Annotated in this window: 17 protein-coding genes; 6 read left to right on the top strand and 11 right to left on the bottom strand. The window is 47.2% G+C overall.

Annotated elements, in window-relative coordinates:
- Positions 1-10: 10 nt before the first annotated feature.
- The 7 genes from BLA28_RS06125 to BLA28_RS06155 all read right to left on the bottom strand — a co-directional run bounded on the left by BLA28_RS06125 (position 11) and on the right by BLA28_RS06155 (position 10603).
- Positions 11-925 (bottom strand): carbohydrate ABC transporter permease, encoded by a 915-nt coding sequence (locus BLA28_RS06125; RefSeq protein WP_081329886.1) that lies wholly within the window; start codon positions 923-925, stop codon positions 11-13.
- A 2-nt stretch (positions 926-927) separates the two neighbouring features.
- Complete coding sequence (locus BLA28_RS06130; protein ID WP_069156440.1) at positions 928-1815, bottom strand: carbohydrate ABC transporter permease; 888 nt, start codon at positions 1813-1815, stop codon at positions 928-930.
- A gap of 6 nt (positions 1816-1821) precedes the next feature.
- Positions 1822-4230: an ABC transporter substrate-binding protein gene (locus tag BLA28_RS06135; RefSeq protein WP_069156441.1), complete on the bottom strand. Its 2409-nt coding sequence runs from the start codon at positions 4228-4230 to the stop codon at positions 1822-1824.
- Positions 4231-4458: 228 nt separating this feature from the next.
- Positions 4459-6798 (bottom strand): glycosyl hydrolase family 95 catalytic domain-containing protein, encoded by a 2340-nt coding sequence (locus tag BLA28_RS06140; RefSeq protein ID WP_069156442.1) that lies wholly within the window; start codon positions 6796-6798, stop codon positions 4459-4461.
- Between the two features lie 99 nt (positions 6799-6897).
- A complete protein-coding gene (locus tag BLA28_RS06145; protein ID WP_044968909.1) occupies positions 6898-8610 on the bottom strand; it encodes an extracellular solute-binding protein in 1713 nt (570 codons plus the stop codon).
- Between the two features lie 90 nt (positions 8611-8700).
- A complete protein-coding gene (locus tag BLA28_RS06150; RefSeq protein ID WP_044968907.1) occupies positions 8701-9618 on the bottom strand; it encodes a carbohydrate ABC transporter permease in 918 nt (305 codons plus the stop codon).
- A gap of 10 nt (positions 9619-9628) precedes the next feature.
- Positions 9629-10603 (bottom strand): ABC transporter permease, encoded by a 975-nt coding sequence (locus BLA28_RS06155; RefSeq protein WP_069156444.1) that lies wholly within the window; start codon positions 10601-10603, stop codon positions 9629-9631.
- Between the two features lie 334 nt (positions 10604-10937).
- On the opposite strand from BLA28_RS06155, the gene BLA28_RS06160 reads away from it, so the two are divergent.
- Positions 10938-11201 carry a helix-turn-helix domain-containing protein gene (locus BLA28_RS06160; RefSeq protein ID WP_050018669.1) on the top strand — a complete coding sequence of 88 codons (264 nt, stop codon included), beginning with the start codon at positions 10938-10940 and terminating at the stop codon, positions 11199-11201.
- A 192-nt stretch (positions 11202-11393) separates the two neighbouring features.
- Here BLA28_RS06160 and BLA28_RS06165 read toward each other — a convergent pair whose 3' ends face one another.
- A complete protein-coding gene (locus tag BLA28_RS06165) occupies positions 11394-12530 on the bottom strand; it encodes a metallophosphoesterase family protein (protein WP_069156445.1) in 1137 nt (378 codons plus the stop codon).
- A gap of 233 nt (positions 12531-12763) precedes the next feature.
- Between BLA28_RS06165 and BLA28_RS06170 the strand changes: the two genes are divergently transcribed.
- The 4 genes from BLA28_RS06170 (at position 12764) to BLA28_RS06185 (ending at position 17264) form a co-directional block, all read left to right on the top strand.
- Entirely contained in the window at positions 12764-13528 is a 765-nt protein-coding gene (locus BLA28_RS06170) for a DeoR/GlpR family DNA-binding transcription regulator (protein ID WP_069156446.1), read from the top strand.
- A gap of 67 nt (positions 13529-13595) precedes the next feature.
- Positions 13596-14372 carry an alkaline phosphatase family protein gene (locus BLA28_RS06175; protein WP_069156447.1) on the top strand — a complete coding sequence of 259 codons (777 nt, stop codon included), beginning with the start codon at positions 13596-13598 and terminating at the stop codon, positions 14370-14372.
- Positions 14369-15604: an MFS transporter gene (locus BLA28_RS06180; protein WP_069156448.1), complete on the top strand. Its 1236-nt coding sequence runs from the start codon at positions 14369-14371 to the stop codon at positions 15602-15604. Before BLA28_RS06175 ends, BLA28_RS06180 begins: the two co-directional genes overlap by 4 nt.
- 103 nt (positions 15605-15707) lie before the next feature.
- Entirely contained in the window at positions 15708-17264 is a 1557-nt protein-coding gene (locus BLA28_RS06185) for an ABC-F family ATP-binding cassette domain-containing protein (RefSeq protein ID WP_069156449.1), read from the top strand.
- A gap of 17 nt (positions 17265-17281) precedes the next feature.
- Here the strand turns inward: BLA28_RS06185 and BLA28_RS06190 are convergent, their stop codons facing one another.
- Positions 17282-17980, bottom strand: a complete 699-nt coding sequence (locus tag BLA28_RS06190) for a VanZ family protein (protein ID WP_069156450.1) — start codon at positions 17978-17980, stop codon at positions 17282-17284.
- 243 nt (positions 17981-18223) lie between these two features.
- Here BLA28_RS06190 and BLA28_RS06195 point away from each other — a divergent pair, with 243 nt between their 5' ends.
- The gene (locus BLA28_RS06195; protein WP_069151486.1) at positions 18224-19468 is read left to right on the top strand and encodes a RelA/SpoT domain-containing protein; all 1245 of its coding nucleotides are present in this window, start codon (positions 18224-18226) and stop codon (positions 19466-19468) included.
- Here BLA28_RS06195 and nth read toward each other — a convergent pair whose 3' ends face one another.
- Positions 19469-20101: an endonuclease III gene (nth, locus tag BLA28_RS06200; RefSeq protein WP_044967917.1), complete on the bottom strand. Its 633-nt coding sequence runs from the start codon at positions 20099-20101 to the stop codon at positions 19469-19471.
- A 112-nt stretch (positions 20102-20213) separates the two neighbouring features.
- Positions 20214-20360, bottom strand: a complete 147-nt coding sequence (locus tag BLA28_RS33645; RefSeq protein ID WP_009254932.1) for a hypothetical protein — start codon at positions 20358-20360, stop codon at positions 20214-20216.
- Position 20361: the final 1 nt, after the last annotated feature.

The raw sequence follows: 20361 nt of genomic DNA on the forward strand, positions 1-20361 counted from the left end.
TCCGGAAAATCTATTCCTTCAGCCCGCTCATCGCAATTCCCTGCTCCAGATAATCCTGTCCCAGGAGGAAAATAAAAAGGGCAGGAATCAGAGTGACCACTGATGCCGCGAAAGCAAATCCGGCCTGGTTCAGCCCTATTTCAGGAAGATACAGGGAGAGAGGCCAGAGCGCCTTGTTTTTCAGAAAGGTAAGCGGCTGTTCAATCATATTCCAATATTCCAAAAATCCCAGGACGAACGCGGACAGAATTCCCGATGAACCCAGGGGCAGTCCTATCATTACAAACAGCCTGAGTTCCCCCGCTCCATCCATTCTCCCCGCCTCCAGCAGACCCGGATGAACACCTCGGAACCCCCGGTAGATAAGGAATACGGGAAACGTGGAAAATATCGCCGGAAGGATCACCGCCCCCTGGGTGTCAAGCATATGCAGTCTGTCCAGTACCAGGTAGGAGGAAAGCATGGTCACCTGAAAAGGCATCAGCATAAGTACAATATAGAGCGTAAACAAAATTTTCCGGAATGGAAACTTATATACTGCAAAGGCCCAGGCTGCCGGAACCGAAACCAAAAGCTGTCCTGCCAGAATCAGAAGCACCATTTTTATTGAGTTCCAGAAAAGCATAAAAAACTGAGGAGAATAAAATAAGAGTTTCCGAAATGATGCAAACGTGGGGAACTCCGGAATGAAGTCCCATGATATAAATCCGCTTCCTTCCAGGAGGGCCGGTTTCAGCGCCTGGGTCAATTCATAATCTCCGGTTATGGAACCGGATAACAGCAGCAAAACAGGGGAACAGAGAAAAAGCCCGATCAGGACAAGCAATGCATAAATAACTATTTCCCGCATTTTCCTGAAGATACGGCCCGCTGCACGTTTCAGCTTCCTTCTTTTTCCCTGATGTCCATATAAAAATCCCGTCATCGTCAATCTCCTTCATCCCACAGCTTCTGCAGCAGCATAATTGCGGCAAATAACAGCAGCCCCATACATACCGCCGCTGCCGCCATTTTGTCAAAATCCATCTTGGTAAACCAGTTGTTAAACAAATGCTGAAGCAGATACATGCTTTCATCCGGATAGGAGCCCGCTACCAGATACGCCTCCCGGAATGCCTTAAACGTATTCAAAAAGGAGAGCACTGTTATGGTATATAAAACCGGCTTCAGGTTAGGCATAATAATTCTTATAAAGCATTTCCATTCTCCCGCACCGTCCACCCGTGCCGCTTCCCGCACTTCCTCAGATATGGAAAGAATGCCTGTCAGCCACAGCACAACCGTATATCCAAGGTTTTTCCATATGTAGCTGAAAACCAACACCCAGAAGGCGGCAGCTGTCCCCATATAGTCTGTCTGAAAAACCGTTGCTGCTTCCACAAGACCCATGCCGGCCAGCCTTTCGGAAAGACTGGTCAGCGCAAGGTTAAGAAAACCCTGTTTATCAAATACAAGCTTCCAGATGAGTACTACCGTAGCCGCCGGTATGGCCATGGGGAACAAAAAAGCGGATTTAAGGAAGCGGATCCGGGGAAAACGGCTTAAAAAATAAGCAATGATAAGTCCCAGCCCTATCAGCAGCGGCAGGCATACCAGAATAAACCGCGCCGTATTTCCTGCCGCCATCCGGAAGGCCCTTGTCTCAAAGACCATTTTATAGTTCTCAAAGCCTCTGAATTCTCCGGTTACTGCCGTAACAAAGGATCGTCTGACCACATCTGCAAAGGGCGCCAATACAAACAGGGTCACTCCCAGGAAGCTGGGCAGCAGGAAAAAAAGATATGCGGATTTTCTTTTCTTTCTTCTTTTTCTCATTTTCTTTTATTCAGACAGATACAACTGTATCTTCTGTTTTATCTGCGCCACTCCTTCATCTACACTCATATTTCCTTCCAGTACGGATACACCTGCTTCCAGAATCGCCTGTTCTATAGGGCTGCCGGGAAGGTAGGGGGTTTTAAGGCTTCTCACCATCTGTTCCAGTCCCTTCTGCTCTTCCTCATTTGGCCAATATAAATCCAGAGTTGCAACACTGCCGTCATCCTTGCTGATGCCCATAGAGCCAAATGCGCCATCCCCTTCCATATCCGTATCAAAGAGACTGTCAAAGCTGGCTGCGTTCACCGGATATGGTTCCTGCTGCATAGACATCACATTATAGGATAAAAGCATTTCCACAAATTCCCTGGCCATTTCCGGCTCCGCAGCCTTAGCGGACACGCCGACTATGGACTCAGCCTGAAATACATTCTCAGCCTGAAGAGAGAGCGGTTTATATACTACCTCAGGCTTAACCCTGGGAACGGAAATTACATTGGTAAAGTCCAGGCTTACCTGCTGTGATGCCCCGATAGCAAGCTGTGCCTGGGACTTGGTCAGGAAATTCAGGATACTCCAGGAAATATCCAGCGCTGTTTCCTCCGCCGTACCCGAACTGTCATCCGAACCTCTGACGGAATTCAGGAATTCTTCCTTTTCCGAATCAGAAATACCGCTGATTTCATTATCATAAATTTTTTTGGCCTGTGTAAGGAATTCCTTAACCGTCTCTTCCTGAAGATTTCCATCCTCCTTACTCCAGGTCGGTTCACTCGCGATTGCCAGCATTTTCAGCAGAATTTCCGGCGTATATGCCGATAAAATGCTTCCTTCCGGATTTTTCTCTCTCATTTCTTCCATAACGGCTGACAGGGAAGACAGATCCTGTATGTTTGACACAAACTCCTCATTTCCCATGAGAAGAGGAATCCGGAATCTGGTAGGTATGGCATATATTTTCCCATCCTCCTCGTATACCCGGGTAATGTTATCAAAAAATTCCTCTTTTTCTTCTACTGCCTTCAGGTTTTCACTTAAGTCTGCCAGCATTCCTTTGGCAAGATAGGATTCTATGGGAAGGCCGTCCAGCATAATTACATCCGGCCCGTTTCCTGCCATAATCTCCGTATTCAATGCCTTAATAGCATCCTCTGCTGTAAGCCCGTTTTCTCCCGACATACCCACTTCATATTTTACAAAAACATCCTGGTGAGCCTTCTGATAAGCGGAAACAGCCTGCTGCAGAGTCTGATCCTTCTTAAGACTGTAAACCTTCAGCTCTTTGTCCGGGGTGGCGGGCATTGTCTCGTCATAGGTAAAACGGGATAACCCTGAGGAGAAAAGAACCAGGAATACCGGACCGTCTTCCACAAGCATTCCGTATTTTCCATTGGAAGGATCTCCCATGGAACAGAGGGTTCCCTGAAGAAGCTGCTTCGGGCTTTCTCCTGCCGTACACTGATACAGGCCGTCCTGACAGGCCAGATAAAGTGTATTATCTTTATCCATCGCTACAAGGAAGCTATAATTGCCGCTGGTCCAGTAAACCCCTTTTTCACCGTTGTTCGTCAGGCCGCTGATAAATTTATCAAGCTCCTCATCCTGTTCCATCAGCTCCCCCTTTACCAAATCAAACCGATAGGCTTTCGTATTTGTAAAGGCCACCATCTGTGTGTCGGAGAAGCATGCTGTATCCGCATCCCCATCTGTTTCAAAAAGCACGGTCAGAGAACCATCCTCCTGGTTTATCTCATAAATGGCCCCTCCCTGGCTGGCAAGCAGTCTGCCGTCCGGTGTATACCAGCAGTTTGTAATAAGCTCATAGTTATCCATATCAAAAGGGAGCATAATCTCACGAGTCTCTCCTTCCGGAGAAACAAACATATAATGGCAGTCTATTGTAAACATGTCGGACTCTTCCACCTGTACTTCGGTATCTTCTGTCTCCGTCGGCTCCGTGTCCGGCTGTTCGGAGCGCTCCGCATCAGACACCTCTTCCTGAGATGCTTCTTCCCCTTCCTCAGAAGACACCGCATCATAAGTACTGTATACCAGGAAAAGGCTTCCATCCTTTGCAGCAGCAGCATTCATAAAATAGCCTTCACCCACCATACCTGACCAGTCATCATACTTTTTGGTCCAGGTCTTTCCTTCATCCTGAGACACAAAGGGGCCCTGATTAAAGTCAAAAATCTGAAGGGTACCATCCGCAAGCCGGACTATTCCTCCATTTCTCTCCATTTCTTCCGGTCTGCCTATTTCTTCCTCCACATATCTTCCCATGGTTTTATCGCCGCCTCCGGCCATATCTCCCACGCTTTCCTGCTCTCCGCCCGTTTTGCCGCAGCCCGCAAAAAGCAGCGCGGCCGACAGAAAAAGCGCCAATGTTTTACTCACGGCTGTTTTTTTCATAAATTGATTGTCCTTTCTTTTTTGTTGTTACTTCATGTTAACGGACAAATCTTTTTAAAATTCCATCAAAACTCTTACAAGTTTCTTACAAATAAAAAAAAGACACTGCGGAATTTCTTCACGCAGCGCCTTAAATCTATACTCTTTTCCCCAATTCCTCTGACACAATTGTATAAATTTCCTTTGCCCCGCCACAGGAGATTCACAGGAAAATTTTACGCATAATTGTCAGAAATCCGCCTCCGTTAAGCTGACCGGCATTCCCTTTCCGAGGATTATTTTTTTCTTCCTGCCTTTATAACAGACAGTCAGTTCCCTTTCCTGCGGCATCGTCCCCTTCAGCTCCGCTTTTTCAAGCCTGCCGTCCCGGAAGCTGACAGCGACCGTCGCTCCTGCACGTGTACGCAGTCCGGAAACCATACCTGTTCCAAAAGCCCGCGGAAGCGCCGGAAGCAGATCGATCACTTCTTCCGTGCTTTGCATCAGCATTTCCGCGATACCTGCGCAGGATCCGAAATTGGAATCAATCTGGAAGGGAGGGTGTGCGCCGAACATATTGGGATAACAGCCTCCCCCCTGCTGATAGTTCATGGGATTGCTGCCGTTCACAGGGCGCATTTGCTTTTTCAGCATCCCATAAGCCTTTTCTCCGTCATGCAGACGGGCCCACAAACAGATTCTCCAGGCAAGCGCCCAACCGGTGCTTTCCTCTCCTCTCAGTTCGAGTGTCCGGCGGCAGGCCTCCGCCAATTCAGGTGTTTCCTCCAAAGAAATCTGTCTGCCCGGATATAGAGGATAGAGATGGGAAGTATGTCTGTGCGTCGGTTCGTTTTCCTCCAGCTCTTCATTCCACTCGAGCAGTTCGCCCCTTGAGCCGATCCGGTAAGAAGGAAGACGTCCAAGCGCCTCTTCCGCTTCTGCAAGAAATTCCTGATCGATTCCCAGTACCCTGCAGCAGGCCGCAGCATTCTCCAATACTTCACGGACAATCGCCATCGTCATCGTGGTCGTCTGACTGACTGCACATACTTTGCCATGATAAATAAACTGATTCTCCGGAGAGGTAGACGGTGCAAAAATAAGCTCGCCATCCTCATTTTCAGTAAGGACATCCAGGAAAAAGCGTGCCGCATCATGAATGACAGGATAACCTGTCTGACGCAGGAAATCCAAATCCCCTGAGAAAAGATAATGATCGTAAACATGCGCACTTAACCAGCCGGCTGAAAGCGGCCAGAAAGCATACACTGCCGTACCCTTGCCGCGGTTTCCCACCGGAGTGGAAAGGCACCATATATCACTGTTATGATGCGATACAAAGCCTCCGGCATTATAATGGATACGGGCTGTATTCCCTCCGCTGATCCTCAGATTACGAATCAGATCGAATAAAGGTTCATGCATTTCCGGCAGATTCACCGTTTCCGCTCCCCAATAGTTCATCTCCGTATTGATGTTGACTGTATAATTAGAGCTCCATGGGGCGCGAAGATGCTGATTCCAGATTCCCTGAAGATTAGCCGGCTGCGTTCCCGGACGGGAGCTGGAGATTAGAAGGTAACGCCCGTACTGGAACAGCAGGGTGAACCGTGCCGGATCCACATCCTTATCCCAGTCAGCAAGCCGTTCCGGAACAGGCAATTCCTCTCTTCCCGGTCCCAGATCCATGGAAACCCGGTTAAAATATTGCTGATATTCTTCTATATGCCGTTCAAGAAGCCTGTCATATCCCTTTTCCCGGGCAGCCTGAAGTTCGGCGAAGCAGGGTTCTTTATAAGGCCTTCCTTCCAGAAACGGATGCCGGAACGGACCGTTAAAGCTTGTCCGGGCAGCCAGAAACAGGGTAACACTGTCCGCATGGATTACCTCCAGTCCCTCCGGCAGCCTTTTCATTTCCCCGCCCTCAGAATCAATCTCCAGCACTGCACAAAACTGCATTCCCTTCTTATCCGGAGCATCCTCATAAATAACAGGATCCGGAGAATCAATATAGGAAGGATCCACCTGTGAAGGAGCGATTCCATCCAGGATCATCCTGTTTTCTTCTATGGACACTTTTGTGCGAAGCTGACAGGAAAAACCAGCTTTCAGGGAAACCATACCCGGCCTGTCGGCTGAAATATGCATCACCATAACCTGATCCGGCGCACTGATAAACATTTCCCGCGTGTAATTAATCTCCCCTGCTGAATATTCCAGTCTGGAAAGCGCCTTCTCAAGCTCCAATGCCCTTTTGTAATTCCGTATCTCTCCTTCAGGATGTGCCATATCCAACGTCAGTTCCCCTAACGGCAGATAGCTCTGCGTATATTCCCCAAGCACATTCTGTTCAAGGAGCGCCTGTGCCTCCTCATATTTCTTTTCCATGGACAGCCGGCGCGCCTGTAAATAGTATTCCGCCGCTCCGGATATATCATGGCTCTGGGGATAACCAGACCACAGGGAATCCTCGTTTAATGAGATTTTTTCCTGAGCCGTCCCCGACCATACCATTGCCCCCAGCCTTCCGTTCCCCAGCGGAAGAGCCTCTTCCCAATAGGATGCCGGTTCTTTGTACCATAATTCCATAATACTGTTCCTTCCTTTTCCCAAGCATAAGAATGTCTGCTGCCGCAAAAAACAATCAGGCCCCGGAAGGTTCCGGAAGCCTGATCGATTTATCTGTATTTATCTGCCGGCAGCCGTCTTATATATTTCAATATAGCGATCCACTCTGTAAGAATCAAGTTCACTCAGATACTGATCCCAGCCGGATTCGATGTCACGATCACCTGTAATAAACTGAACGGTAGCCATACGGACAAAGTTATTAAGATTCGTCTGGATTTCCGCATACTCATCCGCCATATCCAGAGGAATGTATACGGTATAATCCAGTCTTTCTTCCGGAATATACTGCTCTACTTTCTGGGTATCAAGAGTAATACGCTGCTCATAATTTCCGGACTGATAAATATCTTCCGCCTCCGGAAGCATGGAAAGACGGAAAGAAGCAAGATCCGCCTGCGGCCCCACACCCATCGTGCCCTTCTTAATCTCTGCACTCTGATCCTCAGAAACAGAATTTACAACATATCTGGCTTCTCCGCCAAATACGTTCTTGGTTCCCTCCGGGGCATAATCCCAGCCAATCCCTCGTTCTCCATACATACGTTCCATGTTATAATCATCATCATAGAAGAACTCATCAATCAGGCGGAAAGCCGCTTCCGGATACTGACAGGCATCTGTAATTGCCGCATGGAAGCCTTGTATCTCACCCTCAAACGCATTCTGGCCCTGGCGCCTGAAACCATCCGGCCCTGCCACAGGAATCAGAATCTGATAATTCTCCGCTTCTTTGGGATCCTTATTGTCATAACCCATACCCGCATGATCACAGACATACATTCCAACCACATGTGGTTCTGTCCTGATTGTCTGTGCCATCTGGTCATCCTTCTGGGTAAAGGAAGTACCATCAATCAGTCCTTCATCATAAAGACTCTTAATATAACGCAGCCCTTCACGGTAAGCATCTGTCGATGGGGAAAATTCCACCGTTTTTCCATCAGCGCCAAGGCTGAGCCAGAAGTCCGGTTTTACGGTCTGGAAAGACATACCCATTAATGCATATTCAACCATCGTATTCCAGGTAGTAGCTCCGATCATTCCGATTTCATCTTTCTTTCCGTTTCCATTGGGATCATCGTTAACGAAAGCCCTTAATACTTCCCTCAATTCTTCCGTAGTTTCAGGCATATCCAGTCCCAGGGCATCCATCCAGTCCTGACGCAGGTAAATCTTAGGATACGCACTGCAGTGATAGCACTCTGAGAAACGCGCAAATCCATAAATTTCCCCATCCGGCGCAATACAACTGTTCTTATAGTTTGGATTCTCATCAAAAATACGCTTTATATTTTTGCCATACTTATCAACGTAATCTGTAATAGGAAGCAAAACCCCTTCCTTAACCCCATACTGCATAACATCCGACTTTGTAAATACCGTTGGCCAGTCAGTCAGAATAAGATCCGGATAATCCCCGCTGGCAAGCATCAGGTTTCTCTTCTGGAGTGCATCAGACAAAGGCGTTGAAATAATATCCATCTTGATATTCGATTTTTCTTCAATCTCTTTTACAAACCGGTTCTGTTCCCAGTCAATATCCGCCCCTCCTTCAATCCATACCTTCAGCGTAATTTTCTCATCCATGATCGGCATGCCGGTAGCGTTAAACCCTTCCGGTCCCGAAGCATCCGCAGCAGCTTCGGACGCCGCATCTGAGGCTCCACCTCCCCCGCTGTCCGAAGCGGTTTCTGCTTTCCCGGACGAACATCCTGCCATACCCAATACCATACACGCAGATAACAGCAAGGCCAATACTCTTTTTTTCATAGTTACAAATCCTCCTTGTTATATTTTTTTTTGAAACATTCCATTCCCGTAATTAAAAATGAAACGTTCCAATAATAACCCCCGTTTGTCCTATCCCTTAATCGCCCCTACCATAATTCCTTTTACAAAATATTTTTGAACAAAGGGATAAAGCAGCATAACCGGCACAGAACCCACAATAATACTTGAATATTGCAGCAGGTATTTCGTTTCCTGCATCTCAAGCTGTTTCGTTACATCAAGCGTCATGCCTGCCGTGCCCATATTAACCAGAATCTCCCGCAGAACCAGCTGCAGAGGGAATTTGGTATTTGTACTCAGATACATCATTTCATTAAAATAAGAATTCCAGTGGCCTACCGCATACAGCAGGACATTAACTGCCAGGATCGGCTTTGCAAGAGGAATGGCAATCTTAATCAGGAAGGTAAAATCATCACAGCCATCCACGCTGGCGCTTTCCTGTACTTCCCCGGGAATTGTTGACTGGAAATAGGTACGGGTAATAATCAGGTTCCAGACCGAAATAGAGGTCGGTACCACCAGTGCCCAGATACTGTCCAGCATTCCCAGATTTTTAATCAGAATATAAGTGGGAATCATCCCGCCGTTAAAAAGCATGGTAAAAGTGAATAAAAGCATGATCGGATTCCGGATAGCCAGATCCTTACGTGAAAGCGGATAGGCCGCCAGCACCGTCATAACCAGATTAATCACAGTACCCACCACTGTATATAAAAGGGAGTTACAGAATCCGGTTACAAGCAGTTCATGATGCAGAAGCATTTTATAACCGCGCAAGGTAAAATCTACAGGCAGCAGAAAAACCTGGCCGGAAAGAAGCGCTTTTGGTGATGAAAAGGAAGCCGCCACAACATAAATCAATGGAATCATAATACAGATTACAGATACGGCGCATAATATGTGGACAAGCGCCATATATAAGTAATCCTTCGGTTTTGTATAATACCGGACAGTTGCATTTTTCTTTTTTATTGTCTTTGCCATAGCCGCCTCCTTACCACAAGCTGGTCTCATTTACCCTTTTGGAAAACATATTTGCAAGCACTATCAGAACCATGTTACATACAGAATTAAACAGTCCCACTGCCGTTGCATAAGAATACTGGAAATTAATAAGTCCCCGTTTATACACAAAGGTGGAAATTATCTCAGAAGTCTGCATATTCACCGGATTCTGCATCAGATATACCTTTTCAAAACCCAGGCTCATAATACTGCCTACCGCCAGAATCAGCTGAATTACAATCGTCGGCATAATCGCCGGAATATCTACATTCCACACTCTTGCAAAACGGCCTGCACCGTCAATAATGGCTGCCTCTGTCTGAGAAATATCCACGCTCGCAAGTGCCGCAATGTATATAACAGCGCTGTACCCCATTCCCTGCCAGACGCCCGACCATACATACAGGCTTCTGAAAAGCCCCGGCTTTCCCATGAAATCAATTGCTTTCCCTCCGAACAGCATGATAATATTGTTGACCAGCCCTGTCCGGACCGAAAAAATATTCTGCATAATCCCGACCAATACTACTGTCGATATGAAATAAGGCAGATATGTAACCATCTGAACTACTTTCTTATAATGCCTCCCCCGCATTTCATTGATTGCCAACGCAAGCAGGATAGGCATGGGAAAACTGATTATAAGGCTGTACAGGCTGAGAGCAAGTGTATTTGTCATTAAATTCTTGAAATCCGGTGTGGTAAAGAAATTTTTGAAGTGTTTTAAGCCCACCCATTCGCTCCCCCAGATTCCTCCACGGATGGAATAATCCTTAAACGCGATAACTGCCCCTCCCATGGGGAGATAGGCAAAAATAATCAGATAGGTCACAGGCAAAACCAGCATCAGATATAACTGCCAGTGCCTTTTCACCTCCACAGATATCCTTTTCCCCATACTTTTCTTAGCATTCGGCTGGTTTTTCATAACCCTTCCCTTTTCCCCGGTTGTTCTCACCGCCATAAACAATTCCTCCTCCCTTTACATAATTAATTTAATGTCTTACTTCAACATTTTTCACATATCCGTGTGCATATTCCCCATACCTCTGTTCCAAGGCTCCCTGACCCAATACATATCCGCCAAAGGGTATGGGTATGATATTTATGTTAACTTCCTATCTATCCTCCCTTATCTCAAACGATTTGTCTTGTAACTATTGCAACAAAAAAATTTTAACAAAATATCTAAACTAGATATTTTGTATCGTGTCTATTCAGTATTATATCTTATTTTGAAATAAAATCAAATAAAAATATATAAAATATATAGACTAGATACTCCGGAGGTGACATAATTGACAAAAAGCATGTTTGTAATTAAAGGAAATATATGTGCAGATCGCGTCAGACTGGGACGGGCACTCCAGCAGCCGCCAATAACGCAGGAGGAACTTGCCATGAGAATCCAGCTGCTGGGCTTTGAAGATATGACCAAATTGATTATCTCGAGAATTGAAAAAAATCAGCGTCATGTTTGTGATGCTGAATTGCGTATCCTTGCAAAGGCTTTGAATGTATCCATGGAGTGGCTGGTTGGAGACGTCAATATTTTTGAATAAAAATAGAATGGAAAATGAATTGTAAGAATAAGTCCGAAAAGCTTATGGAAATATGTGTTTGGGAAGGATTAGAGAATTATAAGGCAACAATCAAAATGTCAATATTCCGTATTGTTTAAAGTATTTTTACCATAATACCCTTTATATTTTAAGCAGTTTTATATTATTACCTTATAATTCCTTTCCTTCTGACTATTTTTTCCTTCTCTTATATACGCTCCTCACCGCCTGAACCCCTGCTATAGCCAGTCCGGTGAAAAGCAGATACTTTTTTATTTTTGCCACAGCCTCCTCTTTCGTCGCAGGGATGTGGCTGTACGCGAAATCCCGAAAGGGACGGGAAGGCTTCCCTCCAACCAGATCTTTATAGGTAAGCAGTCTTGTTTCATATGCGGCAGGATCCTCTTCATGGAAAATAAACTCCCTGGCCGCCCGGTTCACACCGTCGCCGTATTCATTGAAACCACAGGACGGTGTATAGCCCAAATCCAGGCCGCCGCAGTTTCCCACAAAGCTGTTCCTGTGATCATGACCGCAGTATACTGCAAAAATATCCCCTTTTTCCCGGAAACTCTCGAATTCCCTTGCGTTATTATCAGGAATGCTCACCGCTTCCTTGAAGCTGCCGCTCTGGTACTTTTCCGGATCCAGCACATAATATTCATTGGCATGGGTACGGTAGGTACGTACCGCCCCTTTTGTCTTCTTATCAGTCTTCTTCAGCAGCCGGTAATATTCCGGCATGGGAATATGCTGGAATACAATCCCCGGAATCAGTCTGCCATGTTCCTGCTCAAAGGTATCTCTAGCGCCCTTATACCAGAATACCTGCCTGGGATTCAGCGTCTGGTATCCGCCCCCGGGAGCGTCTCCCCTGGAATCCATGAGATAAACCGCCATAACAGTCTGCGTTTCTTCAAAATTCCGGATTCCGACGGCAAAAGTCCCCTCCTCCGTCCCATGAAGGATTTCCTGTCCGCGGCTGTTCAGCCAGTCCACACATCCGGGAATGTTCCGGTAAATCTCCATCTGTTCGTCATTGGTCATCCCGCTTTGTTCGTCATGGTTTCCAAAGGTTACCGCAAAGGGGATTCCCCGGCTGACAACAGGCTCCATGATCCTGTTAATGGTTTTTTCCACCTGCCCGGGTTTTTTACGGAATTTTTTGCTGTATCCCTTTAATTGATCTCCGGTGAACACCACCAGATCCGGCTTCGCCGCATCCAGCGCCCTGCGCATCAGGGTTAATGTATCTTCCGCCACCTCCGGTATTTCCTGAATATCGGTTATATGTAATATATGAAAGGTTCCGTCTTCTCTGAATTTCATATCTGCTCCTTTCTATCTCTGCTTAAATCCTGTATTTCCCACATTCCAGCGCTTTTTCTTATGTCTGACTTTCCAGCTTCCACTCATAATAAACGCATATTCTTCTTATTACAATAAAATACATAAAATCTTAAAGAAAGTTTCACTTAGAATTAACATGACATCTTGACAGTTTTGTGGAAGGATGATACATTTATGTGGAAACAGTTGTGTTTATGTGGAGATGATTGTATATGTTTGCAAATGAAAGAAGAATACAAATTACGGAAATGCTCAACCGCCGCTCTTCCGTAACCGTTAATGAGCTTACCGATACCTTCCGGGTATCCCTTGAAACCATACGAAGGGATTTGGAATATCTGGAAAAACAAGGGGCCTTAAAGAGAGTGCACGGCGGAGCCGTCACCGTTCATAAAATGCAGAATTATACCAGCCTTTCCTTCCGTGTTTCAGAGCACCGGGAGGAAAAAAGAAAACTTGCTCTGGCTTCCCTTCCCTTTATTCAGGAGGAAGACAGAATTGCCCTCGATACCGGTTCCACCTCCTTTGAGCTGGCTTCCCTGCTGTGTGAACGCTTTTCCAGACTCACCATCGTCACCAATTCCCTGGAGGTATTCCAGATTTTATCCGGCAAAGAAGGCTTTCAGACCATCCTGACCGGCGGCTTTTATATGCCCGGTGAAAAAACCTTCTACGGGCATCTGGCGCTGGACATGATAAAGCAGCTGCATGTATCCAAATTTTTTCTGGCCCCTTCCGCTGTCTCCCTGGATTTCGGCATAAGTGATCATATTCATGAAATGATAGCGGTACAGAGAGCACTGATTGCTATTTCCGATCAGATCATTGTCCAGGCGGACAGTTCAAAATTTGAGACCTGTGCAGCCCTGAAGGTTTGCGATCTCAATCCCCGTTTCCTCTATTTCACCGATTCAGGTCTGCCGGACGAAATAGCCGAAGCCTACAGAAAAGCAGGACTTCAGATTACGAAATGCTGACGCCCCTTTCATCAGGGCCGATACATATTATAAAAGTCCTGCGGTACGCAGGCGGAAAGGTCGAACCATGAATAAAAAAGTACTCCTCATCCTGGCTGACGGACTGCGTCCCGATGCTCTGGCGGCCTGCGGCCATCCTTACGGAATCCGTCTTACCGAGCTTGGCTGCTGTTGCCTGGAAACAGAAACGGTTTATCCTTCTGTTACACTCCCCTGCCATATGTCCCTCTTCCACAGTGTTGATCCCGGCCGTCACGGCATCCTCACTAACACCTATGTTCCCCAGGTACGTCCGGTGAACGGGCTTTGTGAGCAGCTGAACGCCGCCGGTAAAACCTGTGCTTTTTTCTATAATTGGGAAGAGCTGCGGGACTTAAGCCGTCCTTCCTCACTCGCTTACAGCTATTTTGTATCGGGCGGTGTCTATACTTATGAAAAGGCAAATGAAATGGTAACGGCCAACGCCCTTTCCTTTATCAGGGAAGAAAAACCGGATTTCGCATTCGTTTACCTGGGGCTTACCGACAGCGCAGGACATCAGTATGGCTGGATGGGCGAAGAATACCTACAGGCCTGCCGCCAGTCCCTGGATGAAATACAAATGCTTACGGAAAGCTTTATGGATGAATACACAATTATAATCACGGCAGATCACGGAGGGCACGACCGTACACATGGTTCCCTGGAAAAAGAAGATATGCTTATCCCCCTTATCTGCATCGGTCCGGATTTCTGCCCCGGTTCCCGTTTCGAACAGGCCGGAATCTGTGATATTGCACCCACAATAACCCGGCTTTCAGGAGCCTCGCCCGCCAGGGAATGGGAGGGAAAAAGCCTGATATGATCAATCGTTTAACCTCCAGGCGTGATATCCGCTTTTTAAGCTTTCTCTGCTGCCTGGTTTATTTTGTCAGCTACCTCACCCGTCTAAATTACGCTGCCTGCCTTGCTGAGGTCCAGCGTTCCCTGAATATCAGCAAAAGCCTGGCCGGACTTCCGGTTACCGGCTGTTTTATCACCTATGGAATCGGCCAGCTTCTCTGCGGCTTTATGGGAGACCGTTTCCACCCCCGGGATATGATTTTTACCGGCCTGACGGCCACCTCTGTCTGCAATCTGCTGGCCGCTCTTTTTCCCCGGATAGAAGTCATCATCCCTATCTGGTGCTTTAACGGCTTTTTTCAGTCCATGCTCTGGCCTCCGCTCGTACGTGTGATGGCAGAAGGTCTGGATGAAGAGCATTATAAAAAATGCTGCGTACAGGTATCCGTTGCCTCTTCCGCAGGAATGATTGCCGTATATGTCCTCGCGCCTGTCTGCATATTTATTTCCGGCTGGAGGCTGGCTTTTATTTTCCCCGGCCTTTTAGGTATCGCCACGGCCTTTTTCTGGCTGCTGAGCTTTACCAGACTGCAGTCTGACGGAACCAACACGGTTTCCGCCTTAAATGTGGAAATGGATACGGACTATACAATAAAACTGCCTGCCCTGTTTCTCCAGGCATCCCTCATTCCCATCCTTCTGGCCATTATCCTTCATGGGATCCTCCGGGACGGGATTACCACCTGGATGCCCGCTTATATTACGGAAACCTTCGGACTCAGTACTTCCCTGTCCATCCTCACAACGGCGGTACTTCCGATTTTCAGTATTTTCAGCATCACCATCGCCTCATGGCTGCTGCAGAAACTGCATAATGAGCTTTTTACCGCGGGTATCCTTTTTGTAATAGGAACGCTTTCCTCTCTCCTTTTGCTTCCTTTTTACCAGTCCCTGCCCGTGTTCAGTATCACGATGATGACCCTCATCACAGGCTGCATGTACGGCATTAATCTGCTGCTCATCAGCCGGGTTCCCCGGCATTTTGCCAGATTCGGCCGGGTTGCTACCATATCCGGCATACTGAACGCCTCCACTTACATAGGAAGCTCTCTCTCCACCTATGCCTTCGGCGCTATCTCCGAACGCTTCGGCTGGTTTTACACCATCGCAGTCTGGGTACTGGTCGCACTGGGAGGAGCCCTCCTGTGCTTCTTCACCTTCCGTAAATGGGAACGCTTTTCCAATCCGGATTAGAATGTATAAAAGATCTGGAAAATGCGGTGTTCTTATGGTATACTTGCGTCGGCTGGCTTTCTGCCGGCCGTAACCAAGATACCCCGGCAATAGGAGAACCTGCATGAGCATATTAAATGTTGAAAACCTTTCCCATGGTTTTGGGGACAGGGCTATTTTTCATGATGTATCCTTCCGTTTGCTCAAGGGAGAGCATATCGGCCTTATCGGCGCCAACGGAGAAGGAAAATCCACTTTTATGAATATAATCACCGGAAAGCTTCAGCCTGACGAAGGGAAAGTGGAGTGGGCTAAAAATGTACGGGTAGGCTACCTGGATCAGCATACGGTGCTGGAAAAAGGCACCTCAATCCGTGAAACACTGGCTTCCGCCTTTTCCTTCCTTTTTGAAATGGAAGCTCATATGAATGAAATCTGTGAGAAAATGGGAGAGGCTTCCCCGGAAGAACTGGACGTGTATATGGAAGAGCTGGGAACCATACAGGATATGCTCACCATGCATGATTTTTATATGATAGACTCCAAAGTGGAGGAAGTGGGACGCGCCCTGGGGCTGTCCGATATCGGGCTGGATCGTGACGTTTCCGAGCTGAGCGGCGGCCAGCGCACCAAGGTCCTTCTCGGCAAGCTGCTGCTGGAAAAGCCGGATATCCTGCTGCTGGACGAGCCTACCAACTATCTGGATGCGGAACATATCGAATGGCTGAAACGCTACCTGAATGAGTATGAAAATGCATTCATCCTCATTTCCCATGATATCCCCTTCCTGAACAGCGTCATCAACCTAATTTACCATATGGATAACCAGGCTCTGACCCGTTATGTGGGGGATTATGACAAATTCCAGGAAGTCTATGCCATGAAAAAATCCCAGCTGGAAGCCGCTTATAACAAGCAGCAGAAGGAAATTGCCGATCTGAAGGATTTTGTGGCCCGTAATAAGGCACGTGTAGCCACAAGGAACATGGCCATGTCCCGTCAGAAAAAACTGGATAAAATGGATGTGATTGAATTATCCGGAGAAAAACCGAAGCCGGAATTCCATTTCAAAGAAGCACGTACCCCGGGCCGCTATATTTTCACCACCTCGGATTTGGTCATCGGTTATGATGAGCCGTTATCCTCGCCGCTGAACCTGTCCATGGAAAGAGGACAGAAAATTGCCCTGATCGGAGCCAATGGAATCGGAAAGACAACTCTCCTGAAAAGTATCCTTGGCCTTATCCCTCCCCTCTCCGGGAATGTGGAACAGGGAGATTATCTGAGCATCGGTTACTTTGAGCAGGAAATGCCCCCTGATATCTCCACAAGCTGTATCGAGGAAATCTGGCAGGAATTTCCCGGCTTTACCCAGTACGAGGTCCGTTCCGCCCTGGCAAAATGCGGCCTGACCACAAAGCATATCGAGAGCATGGTAAAAGTATTAAGCGGCGGTGAGCAGGCAAAGGTCCGGCTGTGCAAGCTCATCAACAAGGAAACCAATATCCTGCTGCTGGACGAGCCTACCAATCATCTGGATGTGGATGCCAAGGCAGAACTGAAGCGGGCTCTACTGGCCTATAAAGGCAGCATTCTCATGGTATGCCATGAACCGGAATTTTATGAAGATCTGGTCACCGATGTATGGGACTGCACCAAATGGACTACCCGGGTATTTTAATTCCGGAAGCTTTCAGCTCAATGATACAAAAGCTCCCATAAAGCCCCTGACAGCAGGGGCTGCAGGGTCAGCATAAGAAAAAGGATAATTCCGAAGCAAAGCTCCATTTCATAGCGGGCGGCGGGGGATTCCTCCCGTTCCTCCGCACCTTTACCATTCTGCCCGTCCTCTTCCCCCCATAAGCTGCCTTCTTCCGGCTTTTCTCCTGCCCCGAACCGTTCACACAGCCCGGGCATTATCTTCAAAATCACTTTAAATAACAGATATCCCACCCATGTCCCCAGGGTATTCATAAGCAAATCATCTATATCGGTGGCCCGGAAAGAAAACAGTTGTATCAGTTCAATGAACAGCGAAAAAAGGAACCCGATACTCACTGTCTTTTCCACCAGCCGTTCCCTCTTCCAAAGCAGCGGAAGCAAAAAACCAAAAGGCACGAACAGAAGCATGTTTTTAAAATACTGGCTGAAATCAGTAAAAATATCAACCATGGGAATCATATTGATGTTCGCATCAAACTGAAAATGGTATATGGCAGGAACCCCTGTTACCGTAATGATTCCGGCCAGCAAAAACGCAAACAGCAGCACGCCTGCCGTATGCCAGGGCTTCTTTTCCTCTTTCTTCTGTATTTTTTTCTCCAGCCATAAAAGAACCGGAACCGAAAGCACCAGCCCGCTGCCGGCGCCAATCGCCAAATCCATCAAAAACAGCATAAAAATATCCTCCCGCCTAAAGCTTCAAACATACATATTTTATTATCTGTATTCTAATCATACCCCATGAAAAATAAAACTTTATTTAGTTCCCATTAAGATTCTATAAAGATCTGTATAAGAACGTTTCGATCGTATACTTTTTTTTATATTTGTGATAGGATGAAGGGGCAGTTTCCCACAATTCAGCTATATATAATACTTTTCGGAATACCCTGCCAAAAGAATAAGAGGCAAACAGAAATGGATCTGATTAATCAATTTATTGAAAACTACAAGAAAAAAATAAAATTTTATGAAACGGCCGGACGGATTGCGGCCGATATGCTGGAAGATTCCCTGCGTTCTTCCGGTATCCGCGCCATGGTGACATCCCGTGCCAAAAGCCCCGGAAGGCTGAAAATCAAGGTCTCCCAGCGGAATGAAAAACGAGAAACTCCCTATAAGAATATGGGTGAAATTTATGCTGACATCGCCGATCTTTCCGGCGTGCGCGTCTCCCTTTATTTCCCCGGTGACCGGGCAAAAGCGGACAGAGTCATCAACAACCTTTTTGCAGTGGCGGAGACGAAAAAGTTTCCTGTCCAGTCCAAACAGCCTTCCTATAACAAACGTTTTTCCGGTTATTGGGCCACACACTATCGGGCCAGCATGAAAGAAGAATCCCTGGAAAAAAGCAAGCTGAAATATGCGCCGGTCCGTCTTGAAATACAGGTGGCGTCCGTCCTGATGCATGCCTGGTCGGAGGTGGAGCATGATCTGGTTTATAAGCCGCTCCAGGGTACTCTTTCCGATGAGGAGCTTTCTATCCTGGATGAGCTGAACGGGCTGGTCCTGAGCGGTGAAATCGCCCTGGAACGCCTTCAGGCCGCCGGAAACGAGAGAATTCAGAGTAAAAATACCGCATTCAATAACCAATACGATCTGGCGGCTTACCTGTATAACTATCTGAGTACAAGATACAAAAGATTTGATATCGAACCCCGTATGGGGAATGTGGAACTTCTGCTGCGTCTGATGGGACGGCTGAAAATAGCCAACGTAAAGGAACTGGAACCGATTCTGAAATCCACAAAGCTGGTTAACGACAAACGCACCATCACGGAGCAGCTCATTGACCAGATAATCTGCGGAAATGAAAAACGCTATCACCTCTACCGCGAGCTTCGCGCTCCCGGAGAGAAACTGGCAAAGGATCAGTTCCAGGCTATGGAATATTTCATGAAGCCCTGGATCAGCCTGGAAACCGTACTGGGCCGTCTCACTCTGAAAAGCAATCCCAAGGCGAGAGGCACCTTTAATGTCAACAGCCTGAAACGGATGAAAGTACTCAGCAAAGAAAGCCTGGATAAGGTGGTGGCTCTCCGGAACGCCCGAAACGGGCTGGTCCACGGCATCGAATATCCCACCACCGCAGCTATGATTAAAATGGGGGACGATGTTCGTTCCATTCTTTCCCAGCTTTCCGACGCCCCCCAGAATACATAATTAATCGACTTCCTTCTTTTCACACCATTCCTGCAGCGGGCAATCCTGACACCGTGCCTTCCGGGCCGTACAGATTGCCCGTCCCAGATAGATAAGCTGAAAATTTATCCGGTTCCAGTGCTCCTTTGGAAGCACCTTCATCAGCTCCTGCTCCACCTGCTGCGGATTTTTTCCCTCCGCCCAGCCCAGTCTGCGGGAAATACGGAAAACGTGTGTGTCCACTGTCACCCCCGGAATCCCATAGGCATCAGCCAGAAACAGAGTGGCTGTCTTTCTTCCGACTCCTGCAAGCTTCAGCACCTCATCCAGCTTATCCGGCACCTTTCCGCCATATTCACTGACGATCTGCTCACAGCATTTTTTGATATTTTTAGCTTTATTCTTATACAAACCTACCGAACGGATATACTGCTCGATTTCTTCCGCCGGCGCCTCCGCTACAGCCTGCGCGGTCTGAAAATGCCCGAACAGTTCCGGCAGCGCCTCATCCACCTGCTTATCCGTACTCTGGGCACTGAGCATAATAGCTGTCAGCAGCTGCCAGTCATGGTTATGGTAAAAGCCCTCCTTCGTTGTTCCATATGTCTTATCCAGCATATTTAAAACGTGGGTTACTTTTTCCTTTTTTGTCATATGTATTCCCCTTTAAAAATCTTTTTTCCATACAGGCATTATACTATGTTTTCAGGCGGATATCCACTTTCCTCCATAAAAGGACACAGAAAAAGCATCCTCTTAAGGATGCTTATACCTGCCGGATTTTGGGCTCCACCGCTTCGGAACGCACATTATGCGACTGGTTCTGGTTCTCCGGCTTCACCTTTTGTGTTATGCTGTTGAATTTCTCATTGTTTTTCTTCTGGTTTATTTTTTCCTGCTTGTCTTTATCCATT

The sequence above is a fragment of the Eisenbergiella tayi genome (assembly GCF_001881565.1).
GTDB classification, from domain to species: domain Bacteria; phylum Bacillota; class Clostridia; order Lachnospirales; family Lachnospiraceae; genus Eisenbergiella; species Eisenbergiella tayi.